We start from the raw sequence: 23,303 nt of genomic DNA, 5'->3' as shown, positions 1-23,303 counted from the left end.
CGCCGGATCAGCCGAGAGGGCGAGGGGCCAGCCGATGACGGACACCACACCGACCAACGCGCAGATGTCAGCGCCGGCACCAGCGCAACCCGGGCCGAGCCCCGCCGGGCGTTCGTCCGATCACACCACCGAGCGTGACGACAGTGCCGTAGCTCAACTGGGGCAGTACCCGGCCGCCACCCACCTCATCGCCCACCTCAGCGACACCCACTTCCTCGGTGCCGCGTCCGACGGCTCGGGACGACTCCTCTACGACGCCGTCGACACCGACAGCACGGTCCACCAGGCGATGGCACAGCTGGAGGCGTCCGGGCTTCCGATCGACGCGCTGGTCTTCACGGGTGACATCGCCGACCGTGGCGAACCGGATGCCTACCGCCGCGTGCGCGACATCGTCGAAGTCTCAACCGAGAGGATGGGTGCCGAACTGGTCTGGGTGATGGGCAACCACGACGAGCGCCAGGCGTTCCGCACCGAGCTGCTGCGAGTCGAGGCCCACGACGCTCCCGTTGACGCCGTGGTCGACCTGAACGGCCTGAGGCTCATCACACTGGACACGACGGTGCCCGGGTACCACCACGGTGAGATCACCGCCGGGCAGCTCGACTGGCTGGCGGAGGTACTGAGCCAACCCGCCGAACACGGCTCCCTGCTCGCGCTGCACCACCCGCCGGTGCCCACGGCGCTGCCTCTGATGACGATCCTGGAACTCCGCGAACAAGCCGCCCTCGCCCGGGTCCTGGAGGGCACCGACGTACGCGCGATCCTCGGCGGCCATCTGCACTACGCCACCACCGGGCTGTTCGCCGGGATCCCGGTCTCGGTCGCGGCGGCCACCTGTTACACGATCGACGTGGCCGCCCCGCCCCGACAGCTCACCGGCGTGGACGGTGGACAGTCGATCAATCTCGTGCACGTCTATGCCGACCAGGTGGTGCACTCGACGGTTCCGCTGGGCGCGTTCGACGTGGTCACCCGCTTCGATCCCGCCTACCTGGCGCGGATGGAGGCGCTCAGCGCACCCGACCGCCTTGAGGCGTTCTCCCGGCACACGGTCTGACCCCGAGCGGATGCCCGCCCGTGGATTCCCGCGTCGCTGCCGCGATCCGGGTCCGGGCAGGGGATGCTGGAAGCATGCACCTGGACCGGGCGATCGATGCCTTCGCTCGCTACCTCACGACGGAGCGGGGGTTCTCCGCCAACACCGTGCGTGCCTATGGGGCGGACCTGGCCGGGCTGGCGACCTTCGCTGAGGACCGCGGAGCGACCGAGGTCCACGAAATCGGCCTCGAGCTACTGCGCGACTGGCTATGGACCGGGACCGAGGCAGGCTTGGCTCGCGCCACGATCGCCCGCCGCTCCGCGTCCGCTCGCGGCTTCACCGCCTGGCTGACCCGAGAGGGCACCCTGGCCAGCGACCCCGCGGTAAGGCTGCGCTCGCCGAAGCCCGGCCGAACCCTGCCTCGAGTGATCAACCGCACCCAGATGCAGGAGCTCCTTGACCGGCTCCAGCTCGCCGCGGACACGGGGGACCCGGCCGCGATTCGGGACCTGGCCGTCATCGAGTTGCTGTACGCCTCGGCGCTGCGGGTGTCCGAACTGGTCGGGCTGGATGTGGGCGACGTGGACCTGTCCCGGTTGACCGTGCGCGTGACGGGTAAGGGTAGCAAGGAGCGAGTCGTGCCGTTCGGGGTGCCGGCGCAGAAGGCGTTGCTGCGCTACCTGAATACCGCGCGGCCGGCCCTTGCCGCTGCCGCTGCCGCTGCTCCGGCCGGAACCGGGTCCACCACGGCGCTGTTCCTCGGCCGGCACCGGCAGCGTCTGGGAGTGCGCGCCGTGTACCGGACCGTCGCCGCGCTCCTCGAGTCGATGCCCGGCACCGGACCGGCCGGCCCGCATGCCCTGCGGCACACGGCGGCCACCCACCTGCTCGACGGTGGCGCCGACCTGCGCGCCGTGCAGGAGATGCTCGGGCACGCGAGCCTCGGCACCACCCAGATCTACACCCACGTCTCGGCGGAGCGTCTGCAGCAGAGCTACCGCCTCGCCCACCCCCGGGCCTGACCCGCCCCGCCCCGCCCCGCCCCGCCCCGCCCGCGAACTGTGAGCTGAGCACCCAAAACCCGACGTTTTCGGTGCTTAAGTCACAGTTCGCGGCAGGGGTGGTGGGGTGGAGGGGTGGAGGGTCAGCGGGGAGGGTGGGGGATTGGACCGGTCGGCGGCAGGGGGAGGAGGATGGCCCGCGCGATTCCGCCGAGGAACAGCACCGGCGAGATGTACTGACCGTGCCGGCGCACCCCGAAGTGCACGCAGCGATCCGAGCAGTGCGCCCCCGATGCCACAATGCCCACCACCTGCCCCGCCCGCACCCGCTCGCCCGTGGCCACGGTGGCCGATACCGGTTCGAAACTCGAGATCAGGTCTTCGCCGTGCTGGATCGACAGCACCGGCCGGTCGACCACGGTGCCGGCGAAGGAGACGACTCCGTCGGCCGGGGCGCGCACAGGCGACCCGGCCAGGGCCACCAGATCGATGCCGCGGTGCCCGGCGGCAAAGCGGCTGCTCGGAGCTTCGAAGGGGCGGAGCTGATCGCGCGGCGGTCCGACCGGCCAGGTCCAGACCACCAGGGGCGTGGCTGCCGGTGCGGCTGCCGGGGCTCCGGCGGGTTCGGGCAGGGGCACTGCGTCGGGCGCAGCGACCGAGGAGGGAGCGGAACGAGCGCCGGGCGCCGGCGGGCGTACTGCGTCGGCCGGAGCGACCGACGAGGAAGCGGAGGGGGAGCCTGGACCGGGCGTGGGACGCTCCGCGCGGGCCGCTGGTGATCCCGGGGCGGGGCCGCCGACGATGAGAGCGAGGGTGGTCGCGGCCACCAGCAGAACCCGGCGGGTGAGGCTCCAGAACCGATTGGGGGCGTGATGGGGAAGGCTGCCGAGGCGAGGGCGGTCGCGACGGGGAAGGCGCTCGAAGCCTCGGCGGCCGCGACGGGGATCACCCGAGAAGCGAGGATGGCTGGATGATGTCATGCCCCGACCCTCGGGGTATTCACGCCCGGGCGCGCACGCAGCGAGCGAACGGTGCAGACCGGCTCGGCGCTCGGCGGTGTGGAGGAGTGCCGCATGGCGGCGAACGGGGCCGGGCTGGTGCTAGAGTTCTCTGAGCAGCGCTTTGTGCGCTGACTACGCGTGCCCATTCGGCCAACACACCCATTCGGTCCTGACTTCGCAAGAAGACGGGCGGGTTGTGCGCCGGGCACCAGGAGTAGTGGTCATCCGATCACGACACAAACCGATGGGCGTTTTCTGCTGCGCAGATTCGTCAGATAAGGAGTACGGCTCATGGCCGTCGTAACCATTCGCCAGCTGCTCGACAGCGGCGTGCACTTCGGGCACCAGACCCGCCGTTGGAACCCGAAGATGAAGCGATTCATCTTCACCGAGCGTTCCGGCATCTACATCATCGACCTGCAGCAGTCGCTCGGGTTCGTTGACAAGGCCTATGACTTCGTCAAGGAGACCGTCGCCCACGGCGGCACCATCCTTTTCGTCGGCACCAAGAAGCAGGCGCAGGAATCGATTTCGGAGCAGGCGACGCGTGTCGGCCAGCCCTACGTCAACCAGCGCTGGCTCGGTGGCCTCCTCACCAACTTCCAGACCGTTTCCAAGCGTCTGGCTCGCATGAAAGAGCTCGAAGAGCTCGACTTCGAGGACACCGCCAAGAGCGGTTTCACGAAGAAGGAAATGCTCATCAAGAAGCGCGAGCTCGTCAAGCTGCACAAGAGCCTCGGCGGAATCCGCAACCTGACCAAGACGCCGTCCGCGCTCTGGGTTGTCGACACCAACAAGGAGCACCTCGCCATCGACGAGGCGCGCAAGCTCGGCATCCCCGTCATCGCGATCCTGGACACCAACTGCGACCCCGACGACGTGCAGTACCCGATCCCGGGTAACGACGACGCCATCCGCTCCGTGGGCCTCTTGACCCGCATCATCGCGGACGCCGCTGCCGAGGGCCTCATCCAGCGTCACCAGAAGCCGGAAGAGGGCGCCGAAGTCGAGCCCCTCGCCGCCTGGGAAGCCGAGCTGCTCGCAGCTCCGGCCGAGACCACGCCCGAGCAGTCCTCCGCTGACACCGAGAAGGTCGCCGACGAAACCGTCGCCACCGAGCAGGTTGCAGAAGAAGCGCCCGTCGCTGAGACCGAAGCAGCAGAGCCCGCAGCGGCCGAAGCCGCAACCGAAGAGGTTGCAGCCGACGCTCCCGTAGCCGACACCAAGTAAGGACAACAGGTATGGCAAACTTCAACCTCGAATCCGTCAAGATCCTGCGCGAGCGCCTCGGCACCGGCATGGTCGACACCAAGAACGCACTCGTCGAAGCCGATGGCGACATCGAGCGCGCGGTCGAGATCCTGCGTCTCAAGGGTGCAAAGGGCAACGCCAAGCGCGCTGACCGCTCCACCTCTGAGGGCCTCGTCGCCGCCAAGGTGATCGGCAACACCGCGTACCTGCTGGAGCTCGCCTGCGAGACCGACTTCGTCGCCAAGGGCGAGAAGTTCGGCGCTCTCTCCGAGAAGGTCCTGGATGCGGTTTCCGCAGCCGGCGCCACGAACGTCACCGAGGCGCTTGCCGCTCCGGCCGACGGGCAGACCGTCGGAGACCTCATCAACGGCGAAGCCGCGATCATCGGCGAGAAGTTCGAACTTCGCCGCGTCGCAGCCGTCACCGGTGAGAACTTCGAGATTTACCTGCACAAGACCAGCAAGGACCTGCCCCCGCAGGTCGGCGTGGTCCTGGGCTACGCCGGTGAGGATGCCGCGACCGCTCGCAGCATCGCCCAGCACATCTCGTTCGCGAACCCGGAGTACCTGGCTCGCGAAGACGTTCCCGCAGAAGCCGTCGAGGCCGAGCGTCGCATCGTCACCGAGATCAGCGAGAACGAGGGCAAGCCGGCCGCCGCGCTGCCCAAGATCGTCGAAGGACGCATCAACGCCTACTTCAAGCAGGTCGCCCTGCTCGAGCAGGACTACGCCAAGGACAACAAGCTGTCCGTGGCCAAGGTCGTCGCTGACGCGGGCCTGACCATCTCGGGCTTCGCCCGTTTCAAGGTCGGCGCGTAACCAGCACACGCACCACGTAGCACCACGAGGAGGAGATCGGGTCGCCCAGGCAATCCGGTCTCCTTTTCTGTGCCTACAGCAACACCCCACACCGGCGGCGTGTGCCCCCAACCGGGCTGGTACCGGTAGTTTTAGAAGCAGGTCACAACGGAAGGACGCTCACGGGCATGTCAGACACGGGTAAGAAGCGCAGGGTCCTCCTCAAGCTATCGGGCGAAGCATTCGGGGCCGGGAGCCTCGGCGTCAATCCCGACGTCATCAGCGGCCTGGCCCGCGAGATCGCCGAGGCGGCACAGACCGTCGAGATCGCGATCGTGGTCGGCGGCGGCAACTTCTTCCGTGGCGCCGAACTCTCTCAGCGCGGCATGGACCGCGGCCGCGCAGACTACATGGGCATGCTCGGTACCGTCATGAATGCCCTGGCCCTGCAGGACTTCCTCGAGCAGGCCGGCGCTGAGACCCGCGTCCAGTCCGCCATCGCCATGACCCAGGTGGCCGAGCCGTACATCCCGCGCCGCGCGGAGCGTCACCTCGAGAAGGGCCGCGTCGTCATTTTCGGCGCCGGCGCCGGACTGCCCTACTTCTCCACCGACACCGTCGCCGCCCAGCGTGCCCTGGAGATCGGCGCCGAGGTTGTGCTGGTCGCCAAGAACGGTGTCGACGGGGTCTACTCCGACGACCCTCGCACCAACCCCGACGCGCACAAGATCCACAGCATCACCTACCAGGATGCGCTCCAGCGCGGACTCAAGGTCGTCGACTCGACGGCCTTCAGCCTGTGCATGGACAACAGCATGCCCATGCGGGTATTCGGAATGGCGCCGCACGGAAACGTGACGGCCGCCATCCTGGGCGCCGAACTGGGAACCCTCGTCTCCAACTAGGATTATTGAAGCCACCGAAGAAGGAGTCACCGTGATTACGGATGTCCTGTCCGACACCACTCAGCGCATGACCAAGGCCGTCGAGTCCGCGAAAGAGGACTTCGCCACCGTGCGTACGGGTCGCGCAAACCCCCAAATGTTCCAGAAGATCCTGGTCGACTACTACGGCACCCCGACCCCGCTGGGACAGCTCGCGTCGCTGCAGAACCAGGAAGCTCGCACGCTCCTGATCACGCCGTACGACAAGAGCGCCCTGCGCGACATCGAGAACGCCATCCGGGACACCCCGAACCTCGGTGCCAACCTCGGCAACGACGGTATCGTCATCCGGGCCTCGCTGCCCGAGCTGACGAACGACCGCCGCAAGGAGTACGTCAAGATCGTCAAGACCAAGGGTGAGGACGCCAAGGTGTCCGTGCGGAACCTCCGCCGCAAGGCCAAGGACGACCTCGACGCTCTCAAGAGCGAGGTCGGCGACGACGACGTGGCCCGCGCGGAGAAGGAACTCGAGCAGATCACCAAGACGCACATCGACCAGATCGACGACGCTCTCAAGCGCAAGGAAGCCGAGCTCCTCGCCATCTAGGGGAGGGCAGTGTGATGACGGACGATCCAGGGCCCACCAAGCCACCTCACCGGGGACGCGGCGCATCCCGGGCCGAGTTCCGGGCGCAGGTGCAGTCCACGAAGGCCGACATCGAGCGGCAGGTGCAGGCGACCAAGGCCCAGCTCGACGCAACGAATGAGCGCATCGAGGCCCGCACCGGGCGCAACCTGATCCTCGCGACCCTGATCGGGCTCGTGCTGGGCGGGTCGATGCTGGTGAGTCTGATCTTCATCAAAGAACTCTTCATGATCGTCGCCTTCGTCATCGTGGGCTTCACCTCGTTCGAACTCGCCCAGGCCCTGCGGCACGGCGGCCGGAACGTCCCGCGCATTCCGGTGCTCATCTCTGCGGTCGCCGTGGTGCCCGCCGCCTTCTACGGGGATGCCGCCGGGCAATGGCTGGCGACCCTGGGCGGCATCGCATTCATCGCACTGTGGCGGGTGGCCATGCTCGTGCTTCCGGCGCACCGGGCGCCAGCCAAGATCGTGCTCGGCGATATCGGTGGCGGATTCCTGATCCAGGTCTACGTCGTTTTCCTGGCCAGCTTCGCGGTGCTCCTGGTCACCCAGGAGGGCGGCCAGTGGTGGACCCTCGCGTTCCTGCTCCTGGTCATCTCGGCCGACACCGCCGCGTACGCCGCCGGCCTGTCCTTCGGCAAGCACCGCATGGTGCCCACCATCAGCCCGAAGAAGACCTGGGAAGGCTTCGCAGGCGCGGCCATCGTCTGCATGGTCGTGGGTATCCTCCTGGCCATCTTCATGCTCGACGAACCCTGGTGGTTCGGCCCGATCTTCGGCACCGTGATCCTGATCACCGCGACGTTCGGCGACCTCGCCGAATCGCTCATCAAACGGGATCTGGGCATCAAGGACATGAGCTCGTGGCTGCCCGGACACGGCGGCTTCCTCGACCGCCTCGACTCGATCCTTCCGTCCGCCGCCGCGGCTTACGCCCTGTACCTGATTTTCGCGTGACCGGGTCGCTTTCGACAGCCGGCCCCTCGTGAGGCAGAATGAGGCGGTGAGCACAACGTTTCCGCGATCCAGCAAGAAAGCCCCCGGCTACAACCTCAAGCAGGTTGAAGAGTTCCTCGAGTCGACCCGCCAGGCGTACGACGGCGCGGACGGTCCGGAGCAGCTGACCAGCGCCGACATCCGCCACACCGCTTTCAGCATGCAGAAGGGCGGATACTCGCCCGAACACGTGGACGCCGCGCTCGAGCGCCTCGAAGACGCGTTCGCGCTGCGGGAACGCGAACGAGCCACCAGCGTGGCCGGGTCGCAGGCCTGGCTCGAGGATGCGCGCAGCACCGCGCAGGTTCTCATCAACCGGCTCGGCCGGCCGTCCGGTCACCGGTTCTCACGAACGAGCATCTTCAGCACGGGTTACAACCGGGCCGATGTCGACAGCCTGTCGGCCAAGCTCGTCAGCTACTTCCAGGACGGGACGACCGTCACCGTCGACGACGTGCGCACGGCAGTGTTCCGGCCCCAGCGTGCGGGCTACCGCGAGGCTCAGGTGGACCTGGTTCTGGACAGCGTCGTCGACGTCATGCTCGCCGTTCGGTGACCCACAGCGTGTCGTTACCTGGCCGTTACACAAGAAGTGGGCTATGGTCGAATAATCGTGGGTAGACATCTCAGTATTTCCGCGCCCGAATCGGGCGTTTCTCCGGTGAGCACACCGGCCGTCAGCGCACGCCGTGCGCCCTTTGTTCCGGCGCCGTTGCGCGCGTCGACCCGGCCGCCGCAGCGGGCCGTGGTCCGCCCGCGGTCCCGCGGCCACGCCGCCCTGTCTCTGTTCGCGTTCTCCGCAGCTGCCGCGTTCGTCCTCGTGACCGTCGTCGACCCCTACTCCGGCGCCACAGCGTCGCCGTACTTCCAGGTACCCGGCGCCAAGTCCGACCGGTACCAGGGTGCTGCCGCGCAGTCGCTGCTCGTGGCGAGCAGCGTGGAAAACACGGTCATCGTGGACGGGTACACCGTCACCGAACCCGAGCCAGAGCCGGCTCCCGTCGTGATCGCACCGGCATCATCGTCCTCGTCCTACAGTGCCGCCGCTGCTGCGGTGCCCGACCCCGGATCCGCCCAGGCCTACGCGTACGGAGCCGTCGCCGCCCGTGGCTGGGGAGAGGACCAGTACAGCTGCCTCGTCTCGCTCTGGAACAAGGAATCCGGCTGGCGCGTGAATGCCGCCAACCCGAGCGGTGCCTACGGAATCCCACAGGCCCTGCCCGGGTCGAAGATGTCCAGCGCCGGCTCCGATTGGGAGACCAGCGCCGCCACCCAGATCGAATGGGGCCTGGGCTACATCAGTGGGCGTTACGGCACCCCCTGCGGCGCCTGGGGCCACTCGGTCGACGTCGGCTGGTACTAGAGCAGATTGCCGGTCCCTCCAGATCGGCAGAATCAGCCCCGGGTAGACTTTCCTCATGCCGCGCAGTAACCGTCCCCACGGCCGCAAGAGCGGCGCCGGCGACGACGACGGATTCGCCCGCCTGCAGGCAGGGTGGCGGCGCACCGAAGCGAAGCGAGACGGCCTCTGGAACGTCCAGCCGATCAGCGCTGTCGCGGCTGCGAAGACGTACCTGTGTCCCGGCTGCCGGCTGGAGATCGCGCCGGGGGTGGCGCATGTCGTCACCTGGCGCGGCGACGGGGTGATGGGCGACGCCGCCGATCTCGCCGCCCGTCGGCACTGGCACCTGCACTGCTGGAAGCTCAAGTAGCGACAGCCCTGTCCGGCGCCGTGCCTTCCGGTGGCCGGCGGGTGTGAAGATCCCTGAACCACCCGCGGCAGCCGTGCCGTCAACCCGATGAGGAGAATGTTATGGCCGGACCGGTCGAGATCCGTGGCGGTATCGAACTGCCCGCCGTGCGAGAACACATCGAGTTGCACACTGGTGACGGGCTGACCCTGGTGGGGGAGCTCGCGACTCCGCTGCACCGTCCGGCCGTGGCGACCCTCGTGACGCTGCATCCGCTGCCCACCAGCGGTGGCTTCATGGACTCGCACATCCTGCGGAAAGCCGCCGGCCGGTTGCCCGCTCTGGCCGACCTCGCGGTGCTCAGGTTCAACACCCGCGGCACCACGTCCCCCCGCGGAACCAGCCAGGGCAGTTTCGGGCACGGGGAGACCGAACGTGACGACGTGGCCGCCGCCATGGCCTTCGTGGCAGAACGGGGCCTACCCAATCCGTGGCTGGTCGGCTGGTCGTTCGGCACCGAGCTGGCCCTCAAATATGGCCTCGAGCACCCTATAGTGGGCGCGATCCTTCTGTCGCCGCCCCTGCACCGGGCGACGGATGCGGAGGTGGCGGCCTGGGCGGGAAACCCGCGGAAGCTCGTCGTCCTGGTTCCAGAACTCGACGACTACCTGCGCCCAGACGAAGCACGCGCCCGCTTCGCGAGCGTGCCGGACGCGCGGCTGATCGCGGTGGACGGCGGCAAGCATCTGTGGGTGGGGGAGAACCAGACCCGGCGGGTGCTCACAGAGATCGTGTCCGTGGTCAACCCGGCCGCCGCGCCGTTACCCGACGAGTGGGCCGGGGAGCTCTAGCCCCCGCGGACCGGGCAGCAACCGGGCCTAGAGCTCGTTCTGGCGGGGGATGACAACCTGCTTGATGATCATGATGACCGACGCGGCGACCGGGATGGCGATGAGCGCGCCCAGAATGCCGAGCAGCGAGCCACCGGCGAGGGCGGCGACGACCACGACGGCGCCGGGAACGGCGACAGCCCGGTTCATGATGTTGGGGCTGAGGACGTACGCCTCCACCTGCATGTAGACCAGGTAGTAGATGCCGGCCACGAGCACGGTGAGCCAGGAGCTGCCGATGCCGGGGATCATGCAGGTCGCCACGATCAGCACGGAGCCCGTGATGGTGCCCACCAGGGGGATCAGCGAGAACAGGAACGCGATCACCGCGAGCAGGGCGGGGAACGGGGCGCCGATGATGGACAGGAAGATGAAGCTCAGGACGCCGTTGCAGGCGGCCAGGGCCCCCTGCCCGACGATGAAGCGTCCGACTGCCGTGGTGATCTGCTCGCTGAGGTCGGCGAACCGCTCCCGCTTCGAAGCGGGGACCAACTGGTAGGTGGCGCGTTTGATGCTGTTGAGCGACGCCGTGAAGTACAGCGTGAGGATCAGGATGATCAGTCCGCCGAACAGCCCGGTCACGATGGCCAGGCCCGAGGCGATGATGGCGCCCGTGATGTTGGTGATGTTGCCGCCGAGGAATTCAGTGACCGACTCGACCAGCTTCTGCACGTCCAGCGCGGGGAACTGCTTCTGCACATCGTCGAGGAACGTCGAGGAGTTCACCGACGCGACGAGGGCCGGGATCCGCTCCGAGAGCTTGGCGACCTGGTCGACGATGATCGGCACGATCGCGAAGATCACGCCGGTGAGAACGCCCAGCACGGCCACCAGGACCGTGAGGATGGCCGCCCAGCGCGGGAACTTCTTCTTCTCCAACCACGACACGGCCGGGTCGAGGCCCAGCGCGAGGAACAGTGCGGCGCCCACGTAGGTGATGATCGTCTGCAGGGACACGACGGAACTGAGGATCAGCACGCCGACACCGACACCCAGGGTGCCGACCAGGCCCAGACGGAAGGCGTTTTGGATCTTCACAGTTGTCTCCACTTTTCCGGTGCGGGCCGAGCCAGCCGCGCGAGACGAACCGGAGAAGCCGGGGGTATTACTGGTCCTGGTCGGAGTTCACTTTCTCCGCCTGGGTCAGGACGCTGCGCAGGCTCTCGAAATAACCGGCGACCGAGTCGCGCTCAATCCTAATCTGCGCCAGACGGTCTTCCGCGTCGGTGACGAGGTCACGCGTGCGTGTCTCCGCATCACTGATGAGTGCCGCTGCCCGGTCCTCGGCGCCCTGCACGATGCGTTCGGCGGCGTCATCGGCCTTCGCCTTCTGCGCCTTGGCCTCTGCGCGCGCGCCGGCGTCCAGCTGCTCGTTGAGCGTGCGCAGTTCGAGGGTCCTGGCATTGGTCCCGGCCAGCTGGGCAGCGGAGTCGTCGAGGTACTTCTGAGTCTGCGCCACGGCGGCCTGGTGCCGGGCCAGGTGATCCTGCTCGGCCTCGTCCCGGCGGGCTTTCAGCTCCACCTCGAGGTCCGCGCGGATCTGGTCGATCTCCCGGCGCAGCTTCGCCGCCTCGTGCTCGCCGCGCTTGCGGGTGGCCGTGAGGTGGTTGTCCAGGTCGATGCGGGCCTGCTCGCTGTCGGCGTCGAAGTCGGCCTTGGTCTGTTCCAGCTCGCGGGCAAGATCCGCCCTGGCCTGCTCCACCTCGGCGGCGAGGTCGGCGTGGGCCTTGTCCAGGTCGCGCACCACGGCGGCGCGGTCCCGGTCCAGTTCGCGGTCGAGGTCGGTATGCGCCTGCTCACCCTCGATCGCCAACGCGGTGCGCGCCTGCTCGATCTCCCTGGCCAGGTCGGTGCGGGCCTGTTCGATCTCCACCGAGAGGTCGGCGCGAGCCTGTTCGGTCTCGTGGGCGAGGTCGATGCGGGCCTGCTCGGTCTCCCGGGCCAGGTCGATGCGGTCCTGCTCGGTTTCGGCAGCCAGGTCGATGCGGGCCTGCTCGGTTTCCCGGGCTAGGTCGGCGCGCTGCTGGTCGAGCTCGTGGGCGACCTCGGCGCGGGTGAGCTCGGTCTCGCGGGTGAGCCCGGCGGCGATCTCCCGGGCCTCGGTCGCCTCACGCTGCGCGACGACGCGCACCTCGGCGGCTTCCCGCTCGGCCTCGGAGCGGATGGCGGCAACCTCACGCTTGACCGTGGCGCGGAGCTCCGCGGCCTCGGTGGCCACGGCGCCGCGGATGGCTGCTGCCTCCTGCAGAGCATCCTGGGTGACCTGGTCCGCGGACTCCGCGGCCCGGCTGAGCAGGTCGTCGGCCTCGGTCTGCGCGTCGGTCAGCAGACGCCCGGCCTTCACCGTGGCATCCGACACCGAGCGTTCGGCGTGGTCGGCGGCCTGGCGCTTCATGGCGTCGACCTCGGCGTTTGCGGACGCGCGCAGCTTCTCGGCGTCGATGTCGGCCTGGGCGATGACCCGGGTGGACTGTTCCTCAGCCACCCGGAGGGTGTTCTCCAGTTTGGTTCCGAGGCCGGAGAAGGTGGGACTGCCGACCTCTTCGATCTCGGCGTTGAGGTCGTCGATGCGCTGGGAGAGCCGCTTGACTTCCTTGGCCGATTCCGTGCTCTGCGCGTTCGCCTGGATCAGGTCGCGGCGCAGGCCCTGGAGGGCCTTGTCGACCTCGTCCTTGTCGTACCCCCGGAACACCTGGGTGAAGTCAGCCTCTTCGGTCGCCACGATCTCTCCTCGTTAATGGGCGCTCACCCCGTCTGTGCACTGATGGAGCGGCCCGTCTGATTTTAGTGCCTCCGCCGGCGACAGTACCGACCCATCGGTCGCCAGGATTGCCCCTGTTCAGGGGCCGATTCCGGCTGCTGAAGGCCTCTCAGGGGTCGTGAGAATGCGCTATTAGGCACCTCTCAGGAGCGTCCACTATCGTAGAACGTCCGTGTCTGTTGCTTTCCGGCCCCGGCACACGGTGGCGCACGGTCCAAGGTGCAGCCATCGGCAGGCAACACAGGAGGGTTTTACGTGCGTTTCGTCTTCGCCATTCTGGCATTCGTTCTCGCTGCGTTGATGATCGCATTCGGCATCGCGCAGCGAACAATTTTTCTCGAACCGGCTTCCCAGAGCCTCAGCGCCACCATCGGCGACGGTTCTGCCTATGCCGTGATCGAGGGCAGCGCCCTCACCGCATTCCCCGGCAGTCAGACCATCACCGTGGGCGGCGCCGACAGTGTCTTCGTGGCGTACGGCCGCACCAGCGACGTCACCTCGTGGATCGGGGCCGATGACTACGCCGACGTGGCGTTCGATGCCGAGTCCAACACCCTCGGTGTGACCACCGTGGCCGGAGCAGCAACGGAGCCGTCCGCCGACAGCGCCGAGGCCGACGCCCCGGCCGTGCCGACGAACCCGGCCGGATCGGACCTCTGGCTGCAAGAGTTCTCCGCCGAGGGGTCGCTGACGACCACGCTCACCGTTCCGGAGGGAATCTCGGTCATCGTCGCCTCCGACGGCACGGCGCCGGCGCCCACCGACATCACCGTCGCCTGGCCGCTGGACAACTCCACACCATGGGCGGGACCGCTGATCGTCGGGGGAGCGCTGATGGCCCTGATCGGCTTCGTGGTCTACCTGCTCGGCCTGCTGCACTTCCGTCGTTCCCGTCGTCCGCGCCGCAACGTTCCGCGCGGTCCGCGCATGCCCAAGCTGCCCCGGGTGCCGCGGCCCAAAACGATCAAGGCCAGTGAGATCACCGGCCCGCGTCGCTCGATCGGGCGTTCCATGATCGCCGTGCCGCTGGTCCTGGTCTCCGGGCTCGTGCTCAGCGGATGCTCGCCGGAGTTCTGGCCGTCGTCCGCGCCAGAGCCGACTGGAACCGCCACCGCCACTCCGACCGCCACCGCGGAGGGCACCGAAGCGCCCGCACCTGCCGAGGTGAAGGCACCGGCCGTCACCACGCCGCAGCTCGAACGCATCGTCGGTGACATCGTCACGCTGACCGCGGCCGCCGACGAGAGCCTGGACGCCGACAGTATAACGACCCGGTTCACCGGGCCCGCCCTCGAACAGCGCCTGGCCAACTACAAGATCCGCACCGCGGACTCGTCCTTCGCCCCCACGACGGCGCTGCCGGATTCCCCGATGACCCTCACCTTGCCGCAGCAGACGGACACCTGGCCGCGCGTGGTCATGACTGTTCTGCAGTCGGACGATGAGTCCACGGTGCCCACCATGGCGCTGATTCTCAAGCAGGAATCACCGCGGGAGAACTACCTCGTGGAGTACGCCATCCAGCTCGAGGCCTCCGCCAAGGTGCCCGGTGTCGCGCCGGCCACCATCGGGGCCTCCCTGGTGCCGCCGGACAGCAAGCTGATCTCCATGGCCCCCGAGGCCGTGGGTCCGGCGTATGCCGACATCCTCCTGAACGGTGAGGCGAGCGCGTCCTTCCCGCAGTTCCAGGCCGATGGCGACTCCGCCCGCACCCTGCTCGGCGTCGACAGCAAGCAGAAGCAGAAGGACGCACTGGAGGACACCGCCGCGATGGAGTTCACCAACGCAGCGGGAAGCGGCGACGTTGTGGCCCTGTCCACCAACGATTCGGGCAGTATCGTGGCCGTCAGCGTCAACGAGATCACCACGGTGACCTCGGTGAACGGCAAGGCGACGATCGAACCGACATCTGGTCCGAGCAAAGCCCTGTCCGGCATCACCAAGACCACCAAGGGCATCCAGAACACCTACAGCGAGCAGTTGCTCTTCCATGTGCCCGCTGCCGGGTCGACCGACAAAATCGTTCTCCTTGGCTTCAGCCAAGGACTGATCTCATCCGTGGAGCTTCCATGACCGTCATCCCCCCAGTCGGCGCGAACCTGCGCGGCGCCGTCGACCTGTCCTCGCTCGTGAACCGTCCTCCGGTGTCCGGCGCCGGAGTGGCCGGTGCTCCCGGTGCGCCGGCCGGCCCGGCCGGCCCCGTGCCCGTTCCGAGCCTCGTGCTCGAGGGAACCGATACCAACTTCGCCGAGTTGCTGGAGCTGTCCAAATTCGTTCCGGTGATCGTGGACCTGTGGGCACAGTGGAGCGAACCGGCGACGCAGCTGACCCCCGTGATCGAGAACCTGATCCGGGAGTACAACGGTCGGTTCGTGCTCGCCACCGTCGACATCGACACCAACCCCCAGCTCGCGCAGGCGTTCCAAGCGACCTCGGTGCCCACGCTCGCCGCAGTGATCAACGGCCAGCCGGTGCAGCTGTTCGACGGAGTTCTCCCGGTCGTTCAGATCCGCGAGGTCCTCGAACGTGTGCTTGAGCTCGCAGCCCAGCACGGGGTGACCGGCGTCGCCGACGCCGCAGAGGCTCCGGCCGGGGAGCCGGCAGCGCCGGTGGAACCCGAACTGCCGCCGCACCACCGCGAGGCCTACGACGCCATCGAGCGGGGCGACTACGCGTCCGCGATCGACATCTACAAGCTCGCCCTGGCCCGCGACCCCCGCGACGCCATGGCCACGGCAGGGCTAGCCCAGGTGAGCCTGCTCGGCCGCCTGCAGGGCAAGACCATCGCCGAGGTGCGTTCGGCCGCGGCCGACAACCCCGCTGACCTGGACGCGCAGTTGCTCGTGGCCGACCTCGACCTCTCCGGCGGTCACATCGAGGACGCCTTCGACCGGCTGCTCGGACTCTTCCCCGCCCAGGACGCGGCGGGCAAGAATCTGGTGCGCCAGCGCCTGCTCGAGCTGTTCGAGGTCGTCGGCACCGACGACCCCCGTGTGCCGCCGGCCCGCAAACGCCTGACCGCGCTGCTCTACTAGCCGCGTTCGTCTGCTTGTCGCGCCCTCTGCGCTGGTTGTGCCCTGTGCGTTGGTTGAGCTTGTCGAAACCTGGTCGGTCAGTCTTGGGACCGGCTCACGGGTCTCGACAGGCTCGACCGGCGGGATGGGCGCGCCCTCTGCGCGGCGGGATGGTCGCGATCTCTGCGTTGGTTGAGCTTGTCGAAACCTGGTGAGGCAGTCCTGGGACCGGCTCACTGGGTCTCGACAAGCTCGACCGCCGGGATGGGCTCGACCGGCGAGATTGGCTCGACCGGCGAGATGGGCTCGGCCGGCGACGTCGTCGCGTCGAGCCGGAGGGCTAGCGGCGCAGGCGCAGCCAGAGGGCGCCGAGGGGCGGCAGGGTGAGCGTGGCGGACGCCGGCCGGCCGGCCCACGGTTCGGCGAGGGCATGCACCTCGCCGAGGTTGCCCACGCCGGAGCCGCCGAAGTTCTCGGCATCCGTGTTCAGGATCTCCTCCCACACGCCGGCCTGCGGCAAGCCCACCCGGTACCCGGTGTGCGGGGATCCGGAGAAGTTGAACAGGCAGGCGACCGGGGTGCCCTCGTTGTCCCAGCGCACGAAGGTGATCACATTCTCGGCCGCGGCCCCGCCGTCGAGAAGCTCGAAGCCGCCCGGATCGTTGTCCCTGGCCCAGAGGCTCGGCGTGGCGCGGTAGACGCGGTTGAGCTGCCCGACAAGGTTGAAAAGTCCGCGGTGTCCAGGCTGGTCGAGCATCCACCAGTCCAGTCCGCGTTCCTCACTCCACTCGGAGCGCTGCCCGAATTCCTGGCCCATGAACAGCAGCTGCTTGCCCGGGTGCGCCCACATGAAGGCCAGGTAGACCCGGACGTTGGCGAGCTGCTGCCACGAGTCGCCCGGCATCTTCGCGATGAGCGAGCCCTTGCCGTGCACGACCTCGTCGTGACTGATCGGCAGTAGGAAGTTCTCGCTGAAGGCATAGACGAACGAGAAGGTCATCTCGTTGTGGTGATAGGCCCGGTACATCGGGTCCTCGCTCATGTACTCGAGCGAGTCGTGCATCCAGCCCATGTTCCACTTGAGGCCGAATCCCAGGCCACCGCCGGAGGTGGGCGCTGTGACACCGCCCCAGTTGGTGGACTCCTCGGCGATCATGATGGTGCCGGGGTTGCGCTTGTACGCCGTCGCCGTGACCTCCTGCAGCAGGCTGATCGCCTCCAGGTTCTCCCGGCCTCCGAACTTGTTGGGCTCCCACTCGCCGTCTTTCCGCGAGTAGTCCAGGTACAGCATCGACGCCACGGCGTCGACCCTGAGCGCGTCGATGTGGAACTCCTCGAGCCAGTAGAGAGCGTTCGCGACGAGGAAGTTGCGCACCTGCTTCTGGCCGAAGTCGAAGACGTACGTGCCCCAGTCCATCTGCTCCCCGCGGCGCGGGTCGGGGTGCTCGTAAAGCGCCTGACCGTCGAAACGCGCGAGGGCGAAGTCGTCCTTGGGGAAGTGCCCTGGCACCCAGTCCATGATCACGCCGATGCCGGCCTGGTGCAGCCGGTCGATGAGGTAACGCAGGTCGTCGGGGTGGCCGAAACGACTGGTCGGGGCGAAGTAGCCGGTGACCTGGTAGCCCCAGGAACCGCCGAAGGGATGCTCGGATAGCGGCATGAACTCGACGTGCGTGTACGCGAGTTCACCGAGGTAGTCGATCAGCTCGTCGGCCAGGGCACGGTAACCCAGTCCAGGGCGCCACGAGGCCACGTGCATCTCGTACACGCTCATCGGGCGGTCGTGCGGGTCGGTGGCGCTGCGTTCGGCCAGCCAGCCGGCATCCTGCCAGACGTAGTCGGTCTCGCCTATCACCGACGCCGTGAGCGGCGGCACCTCGGTGTACCTGGCCATCGGGTCGGCCTTCTGCACCCACGTGCCGGCCTGGGTGAGGATCTCGAACTTGTAGTTGGAGCCGGCGGCGAGGCCGGGCACGAAGATCTCCCAGACGCCCGTGCTGCCCATGTTGCGCATGGCGTGCATCGTGCCGGACCAACTGTTGAAGTCACCGATCACACGCACGGCGCGGGCATGCGGGGCCCAGACCGAGAACGAGGTGCCGTCGACCACGGTGAGCACCCCGGTGCACCTGCGCACGTGTGCGCCGAGGACGCCCCAGAGCTGCTCGTGCCGGCCCTCGCCGATCAGGTGCAGGTCGAGTTCACCCAGGGTGGGCAGGTAGCGGTACGGGTCATCGGCGAGCCAGGCCGGGCCGCCCTCGTAGTGCGCCTCGAGCTGGTAGTCCTGCGGTCCGATGGTGCTCACGCCCTGCCAGATGCCGAAACCCAGGTGGGCCAGCTCGACACGGGCGCCCGTGGCGAGCACCGCGACGACCTCGGTGGCCAGCGGGCGCAGCGCGCGGATGACCGTGAGCGGGTCCGTGATGCCGGGCAGGTCGAGCAGGTGCTGGCCGAGTACCTCGTGCGGGTTGTAGTACGAGCCGACCGAGACGGTCTCCAGGACATGGGCGGAGATCTCGGGGAGTTCGTCGGCGGGGCTGCCGATGGCGTGCTTCATTCGGAGCGTCCGTTCTGGGTCTGCAGGGCGGCCGGAACCCGCACGTGCAGGATGTGCACGGGCTCGGTGAAGGCGTCGAGGCGCACGAAGTTGTCGGCCGACCAGGTCCACACCGAACCGGTCACGAGGTCCTCGACCTCGAAGTGGGAGCCGAGCGGCAGGCCGAAGCGCGTCACGTCGAGGTGCACCACGGTCTCGCGCACGGAATGCGGGTCGACGTTCGCGACGACGATGAGCGCATCCGCCCGGCCGTCGTCGGTGAACTCGCCGGCCAGGTACTTGCTGTAAACCAGGATCGAATCATCGTCACTGGAGTGGATGTCGAGGTTGCGCAGCTGACGGAGCGCCGGGTGCGCGGCGCGGATGCGCCCGAGCAGGCCGAGGAAGGGCGACAGCGACCGGCCGAGGGCCTCAGCCTTGGCGAAGTCGCGCGGCCGGTACTCGTACTTCTCGTTGTCGATGTTCTCCTCGGCGCCCGGACGGGCCACGCTCTCGTAGAGCTCGAAGCCCGCGTACACGCCCCACGTGGGCGCGGCCGTGGCGGCGAGGGCCGCGCGGATCTTGAACGCGGCCGGGCCGCCGAACTGCAGGTACTCGGTGAGGATGTCCGGGGTGTTGACGAACAGGTTCGGGCGCAGGAAATCCGCGGTGTCGTGGGCGAGGCCGTCGAAGAACTCCTCGAGCTCCTCCTTGGTGTTACGCCAGGTGAAGTACGTGTACGACTGCTGGAAGCCGACCTTGGCCAGGCCCTGCAGCAGCGCTGGCCGGGTGAACGCCTCGGCCAGGAAGACCACGTCGGGCGATTCCCGGTTGATCACGCCGATCAACCACTCCCAGAAGTCCAGCGGTTTGGTGTGCGGGTTGTCCACCCGGAAGATGTTGACGCCCACACCGATCCAGTAGCGCACCAGTCGTAACACCTCGGCGCGAATGCCCGCCGGGTCGTTGTCGAAGTTGATCGGGTAGATGTCCTGGTACTTTTTGGGCGGGTTCTCGGCGTACGCGATCGTGCCGTCCGGCAGGGTGGTGAACCACTCAGGGTGTTCGGTCACCCAGGGGTGGTCGGGGGAGGCCTGCAGTGCCAGGTCGATGGCCACCTCGATACCCTCGGCGCGGGCGGCGTCCAGGAAGAAACTGAAGTCGTCGATGGTGCCCAGCTCGGGGTGGATGGCGTCATGCCCGCCCGCTGCCGACCCGATCGCCCACGGCGAACCCGGGTCGTTCTCGCCCGCGTCGAGCGTGTTGTTGGGCCCCTTGCGGAACGCACGGCCGATCGGATGGATCGGGGGCAGGTAGAGCACGTCGAAGCCCATCGCGGCGACGGCGGGCAGGCGGTCCGCTGCGGTGCGGAACGTGCCGCTCTGCCAGCTGCCGTCCTCGTGTCGGACGGCGCCCTCCGACCGGGGGAAGAATTCGTACCAGGAGCCGACGCCGGCGCGGGTGCGTTCAACCCGCACGGTGCGTTCGGCCGAGAAAGAATCCAGGCTCGCGAGGGGCCGCAGGGCCGCCGCGGCGGAAAGGGCCGGGTCGGTGACCACGGCGAGTCGGGTCTCGAGGGGGAGCTTGGTGTTGGCCAGCGTCTTGGCGGCCGCCGCGAACAGGCGGCGTTCGGCGACGGGTCGGGCGAGGTCCTTGCCGGCCGGCGCGAGCAGGGTCGTCCCGATCAGGAACATCAGCTCCACATCGATGCCGGCCGGGATCTTGATGGCGGCATTGTGCACCCAGGTCGCGAAGTCATCCGCGTAGGCGCGCACCCGGTAGCTGTACGAGCCCTGCAGGTCCAGCCGCACCGCGGTTTCCCATCGGTCGGTGCCCGGTGCTCCTGGGCGCATCGGGTGCTGCGTCAGGGTGCCGTCCGGTGCGGTGAGGTACAGCGTCACGCCGATGGCGTCGTGCCCCTCCCGGAAGGCGGTCGCGCCGAACGGAACGACCTCACCGGCGAAAGCCTTGGCCGGCCAGAGGTTGTCGGGCAGCTGGGGTGAGACATCGAGGACGGGGATTCGACCGACCTGGGTCGGGACATCCGCGGTGCTCGGCATCGAGGGGGCGGGAACGGTTCGTTTCGGTGTCTTGGCCACAAGACGACCGTAGCAAGAACAGGGGACGAAACTGTGATCACACGCGCGCACGAACGTTACCCGCTGGACACCTGACGGCTCTAAAGTGAGGTTCGTGAAGGCGATCCGTAAATTTACCGTCCGTGCAGTCCTGCCCGAGTCGCTGGCCGCGCTCGACGAGCTGGCGGGGAACCTGCGTTGGTCGTGGCACGAACCCACCCGGCAGCTGTTCGAGCACATTGCGCCGGAGCTGTGGCGCCGTATCGGCGGCGACCCTGTCGCGCTGCTTGGCGCGGTGGACCCGGCCCGGCTGCAGGAGCTCGCGCACGACCACGACTACGTCTCCGGGGTCAACCTGGTGCGCGACGACCTCCGGAACTACCTGGAACAGCCCCGTTGGTATCAAGAACTCGAGGGGGCCAAGCCCGCGTCGATCGCCTACTTCTCGCCCGAGTTCGGTATCGCTGCCGCGTTGCCGCAGTACTCGGGAGGCCTGGGCATCCTGGCCGGTGACCACCTCAAGAGTGCCTCCGACCTGGGGGTGCCCCTCGTGGGCGTCGGTCTGTTCTACAAGGCCGGCTACTTCAGTCAGGCGATCTCGTCCGACGGCTGGCAGTTGGAGAGCTACCCGCTGCTTGACCCGGACGGCCTTCCTCTGTCGGTGCTTCGCCGCGCCGACGGCTCGCCCGTTCAGGTGTCGCTCGCGTTGCCGGACGACCGCACCCTGCACGCGCGGGTCTGGGAGGCCCGGGTCGGTCGCATCCGCCTCCTGATGCTCGACACCGACATCCCGGAGAACACCGACGACCTGCGCCAGGTCACCGACCGTCTCTACGGCGGCGGCGGGGAGCACCGGTTGCTGCAGGAGCTGCTGCTGGGAATCGGCGGCGCCCGCGCCGTGCGGCTGTGGAGCACACTCAACGACAGGCCGGAACCCGAGGTGTTCCACACCAACGAGGGACACGCCGGGTTCCTCGGCCTCGAACGTATCTCCAGCCTGATCGGCGAGGGCCTCAGCTTCTCCGAAGCGCTGCAGGTGGCCCGCGCGGGCACCGTGTTCACGACGCACACCCCGGTGGCCGCTGGAATTGACCGTTTCGACAGCTCGCTGGTGCGCCGGTACTTCGAAACCGACCTGCTGCCCGGGGTGGCCGTCGAGGACCTGCTCGGCCTCGGCGCCGAGAGCTACCCCGGTGGCTCGCCCGACGTCTTCAACATGGCCATCATGGGCCTGCGGCTGGGCCAGCACGCCAACGGCGTCTCCAAGCTGCACGGCGAGGTGAGCCGACGGATGTTCAGCGGCCTCTGGCCCGGGTTCGACGCCAGCGAGGTGCCGATCACGTCGATCACCAACGGGGTGCACGCGCCTACCTGGACCGACCCGGCGCTCAAAGCCCTGGCCGCGAACCGGCTGGGCACCACCGATACCTCCACCGCGGACTGGGCCTCGCCCGTGGTGAGTGATCAGGACCTCTGGGACGTGCGCGGCGACATGCGCCGCCAGTTCGTCGACGACGCCCGCCGCCGCATCGGTGCGGCGTGGCTCGTGCAGAACCCGGGCGGCCTGATTCCGGCGTGGATCAACCAGGTCTTCGACCCCGACGTGCTCACCATCGGGTTCGCCCGCCGGGTGCCCACCTACAAGCGGCTCACCCTGATGCTGCACGACCCCGAACGCCTTCGCGCGCTGCTGCTGCACCCTGAGCACCCGGTGCAGATCGTCATCGCCGGCAAGTCGCACCCGGCCGACGAGGAGGGCAAGCGGCTGATCCAGAAGATCGTGCAGTTCGCCGCAGACCCCGAGCTGCGCACGCGCATCGCGTTCCTGCCCGATTACAACATCGGCATGGCCCAACTGATGTACCCGGGCACCGATGTGTGGCTGAACAACCCGCTCCGCCCGCTTGAGGCCTGTGGGACATCGGGCATGAAGGCCGCCCTCAACGGCGCGCTCAACCTGTCCATCCTGGACGGCTGGTGGCCGGAGTACTTCGACGGGCAGAACGGCTGGGCGATCCCGTCGGCTGACGCGGCCACCAACTCCGCCGAACGCGACCGTATCGAGGCCGAGGCGCTGTACGAGCTCATCGAACACCAGGTGGCGCCGCCCTTCTACGAGCGCAACGCCGATGGGGTACCCGAACGCTGGGTGGCCAACATCCGCCAGACTCTCGCTGGGCTGTCTCCCGAACTGAACGCCGGGCGGATGGTGCGCGAATACGTGGAGAAGCTCTACCGGCCCGCCGGCGCGTCCGAGGCACGCCTCTCGGCGAACGACTACCGAGCGGCCCGTGAGCTCGCGGCTTGGAAGAGCCGAATCACCGCCGCGTGGCCGGGGGTGAGCGTCGCGCATGTGGAGTCCGGCGGCGTCGCCACGGTTCCGCAGGTGGGCGACGAACTGCACCTGCGTGCCCACGTGCAGTTGAATGGGCTGGAGCCGGAGGACGTGACGGTGCAGGTGGTTTACGGCCGGAGTCTGGGCGGCGACGACCTGACCGATGTGAGCACCCAGGCGCTCGAGCCGATCGACGACGTGCAGGGACAGGACGCGCTCGCGGATGCGACGGGCGACCCCGCCTCCGGCACGCCGACGCTGTTCACCGGCACCGTGGAACTCGACCGGGCGGGCGGGTTCGGCTACACCGTACGGGTCGTGCCACGCAACGAGCTGCTGATCAGCCCGGCCGAGATGGGTCTGGTCGCCGTCGCAAGCTGA

General features: G+C 68.2%; 19 protein-coding genes. 14 read left to right on the top strand and 5 right to left on the bottom strand.

All coding sequences use genetic code 11. The features are described 5' to 3' along the window. Nucleotides 1-34: 34 nt before the first annotated feature. Both KY500_RS08650 and KY500_RS08645 read left to right on the top strand, forming a co-directional pair. A complete protein-coding gene (locus KY500_RS08650; RefSeq protein ID WP_255579885.1) occupies nucleotides 35-1,060 on the top strand; it encodes a phosphodiesterase in 1,026 nt (341 codons plus the stop codon). Nucleotides 1,061-1,134: 74 nt separating this feature from the next. Beyond that, nucleotides 1,135-2,064, top strand: coding sequence for a tyrosine recombinase XerC (locus tag KY500_RS08645; RefSeq protein ID WP_219903103.1), 930 nt, complete (start codon nucleotides 1,135-1,137; stop codon nucleotides 2,062-2,064). A gap of 122 nt (nucleotides 2,065-2,186) precedes the next feature. Here the strand turns inward: KY500_RS08645 and KY500_RS08640 are convergent, their stop codons facing one another. Beyond that, entirely contained in the window at nucleotides 2,187-3,023 is an 837-nt protein-coding gene (locus tag KY500_RS08640) for a M23 family metallopeptidase (protein WP_219903102.1), read from the bottom strand. Nucleotides 3,024-3,335: 312 nt separating this feature from the next. Between KY500_RS08640 and rpsB the strand changes: the two genes are divergently transcribed. The 9 genes from rpsB to KY500_RS08595 all read left to right on the top strand — a co-directional run bounded on the left by rpsB (nucleotide 3,336) and on the right by KY500_RS08595 (nucleotide 10,159). Continuing rightward, nucleotides 3,336-4,274: a 30S ribosomal protein S2 gene (rpsB, locus tag KY500_RS08635; RefSeq protein WP_066596114.1), complete on the top strand. Its 939-nt coding sequence runs from the start codon at nucleotides 3,336-3,338 to the stop codon at nucleotides 4,272-4,274. 11 nt (nucleotides 4,275-4,285) lie between these two features. After that, nucleotides 4,286-5,113, top strand: coding sequence for a translation elongation factor Ts (tsf, locus tag KY500_RS08630; RefSeq protein WP_066596112.1), 828 nt, complete (start codon nucleotides 4,286-4,288; stop codon nucleotides 5,111-5,113). Between the two features lie 167 nt (nucleotides 5,114-5,280). Continuing rightward, the gene (gene pyrH, locus KY500_RS08625) at nucleotides 5,281-5,997 is read left to right on the top strand and encodes a UMP kinase (RefSeq protein WP_066596110.1); all 717 of its coding nucleotides are present in this window, start codon (nucleotides 5,281-5,283) and stop codon (nucleotides 5,995-5,997) included. 31 nt (nucleotides 5,998-6,028) lie between these two features. Further along, nucleotides 6,029-6,583: a ribosome recycling factor gene (gene frr, locus KY500_RS08620; RefSeq protein WP_219903101.1), complete on the top strand. Its 555-nt coding sequence runs from the start codon at nucleotides 6,029-6,031 to the stop codon at nucleotides 6,581-6,583. A gap of 14 nt (nucleotides 6,584-6,597) precedes the next feature. Next, nucleotides 6,598-7,578, top strand: a complete 981-nt coding sequence (locus KY500_RS08615) for a phosphatidate cytidylyltransferase (RefSeq protein ID WP_084021410.1) — start codon at nucleotides 6,598-6,600, stop codon at nucleotides 7,576-7,578. 46 nt (nucleotides 7,579-7,624) lie between these two features. Then, on the top strand, nucleotides 7,625-8,173 hold the full coding sequence (locus KY500_RS08610) for a DivIVA domain-containing protein (RefSeq protein ID WP_219903100.1): 549 nt from the start codon (nucleotides 7,625-7,627) through the stop codon (nucleotides 8,171-8,173). Nucleotides 8,174-8,230: 57 nt separating this feature from the next. Beyond that, complete coding sequence (locus KY500_RS19235) at nucleotides 8,231-8,980, top strand: lytic transglycosylase domain-containing protein (RefSeq protein WP_255579884.1); 750 nt, start codon at nucleotides 8,231-8,233, stop codon at nucleotides 8,978-8,980. Nucleotides 8,981-9,035: 55 nt separating this feature from the next. After that, nucleotides 9,036-9,329 carry a hypothetical protein gene (locus KY500_RS08600; RefSeq protein ID WP_219903099.1) on the top strand — a complete coding sequence of 98 codons (294 nt, stop codon included), beginning with the start codon at nucleotides 9,036-9,038 and terminating at the stop codon, nucleotides 9,327-9,329. A 101-nt stretch (nucleotides 9,330-9,430) separates the two neighbouring features. Beyond that, nucleotides 9,431-10,159, top strand: coding sequence for an alpha/beta hydrolase (locus tag KY500_RS08595; protein WP_219903098.1), 729 nt, complete (start codon nucleotides 9,431-9,433; stop codon nucleotides 10,157-10,159). A 27-nt stretch (nucleotides 10,160-10,186) separates the two neighbouring features. On the opposite strand, the gene KY500_RS08590 is transcribed toward KY500_RS08595, so the two are convergent. Further along, a complete protein-coding gene (locus tag KY500_RS08590) occupies nucleotides 10,187-11,236 on the bottom strand; it encodes an AI-2E family transporter (RefSeq protein WP_219903097.1) in 1,050 nt (349 codons plus the stop codon). Between the two features lie 67 nt (nucleotides 11,237-11,303). Beyond that, nucleotides 11,304-12,920, bottom strand: a complete 1,617-nt coding sequence (locus tag KY500_RS08585; RefSeq protein ID WP_219903096.1) for a DivIVA domain-containing protein — start codon at nucleotides 12,918-12,920, stop codon at nucleotides 11,304-11,306. Nucleotides 12,921-13,214: 294 nt separating this feature from the next. On the opposite strand from KY500_RS08585, the gene KY500_RS08580 reads away from it, so the two are divergent. Both KY500_RS08580 and KY500_RS08575 read left to right on the top strand, forming a co-directional pair. Then, nucleotides 13,215-15,032, top strand: a complete 1,818-nt coding sequence (locus KY500_RS08580; RefSeq protein ID WP_219903095.1) for a hypothetical protein — start codon at nucleotides 13,215-13,217, stop codon at nucleotides 15,030-15,032. Further along, complete coding sequence (locus KY500_RS08575; RefSeq protein ID WP_219903094.1) at nucleotides 15,029-15,994, top strand: tetratricopeptide repeat protein; 966 nt, start codon at nucleotides 15,029-15,031, stop codon at nucleotides 15,992-15,994. Before KY500_RS08580 ends, KY500_RS08575 begins: the two co-directional genes overlap by 4 nt. 319 nt (nucleotides 15,995-16,313) lie before the next feature. Here KY500_RS08575 and glgB read toward each other — a convergent pair whose 3' ends face one another. Continuing rightward, on the bottom strand, nucleotides 16,314-18,530 hold the full coding sequence (gene glgB / locus KY500_RS08570) for a 1,4-alpha-glucan branching protein GlgB (RefSeq protein WP_219903093.1): 2,217 nt from the start codon (nucleotides 18,528-18,530) through the stop codon (nucleotides 16,314-16,316). Then, nucleotides 18,527-20,569, bottom strand: coding sequence for a maltotransferase domain-containing protein (locus KY500_RS08565; protein ID WP_219903364.1), 2,043 nt, complete (start codon nucleotides 20,567-20,569; stop codon nucleotides 18,527-18,529). The genes glgB and KY500_RS08565 overlap by 4 nt, the downstream gene beginning before the upstream one ends. 133 nt (nucleotides 20,570-20,702) lie before the next feature. Here KY500_RS08565 and glgP point away from each other — a divergent pair, with 133 nt between their 5' ends. Beyond that, entirely contained in the window at nucleotides 20,703-23,303 is a 2,601-nt protein-coding gene (glgP, locus tag KY500_RS08560) for an alpha-glucan family phosphorylase (RefSeq protein ID WP_219903092.1), read from the top strand.

The sequence above is a fragment of the Cryobacterium sp. PAMC25264 genome (genome assembly GCF_019443325.1).
Classification (GTDB): Bacteria; Actinomycetota; Actinomycetes; order Actinomycetales; family Microbacteriaceae; genus Cryobacterium.
The sequence above is the reverse complement of the archived record's forward strand: the minus strand, read 5'-3'. Positions and strand labels throughout refer to the sequence as shown.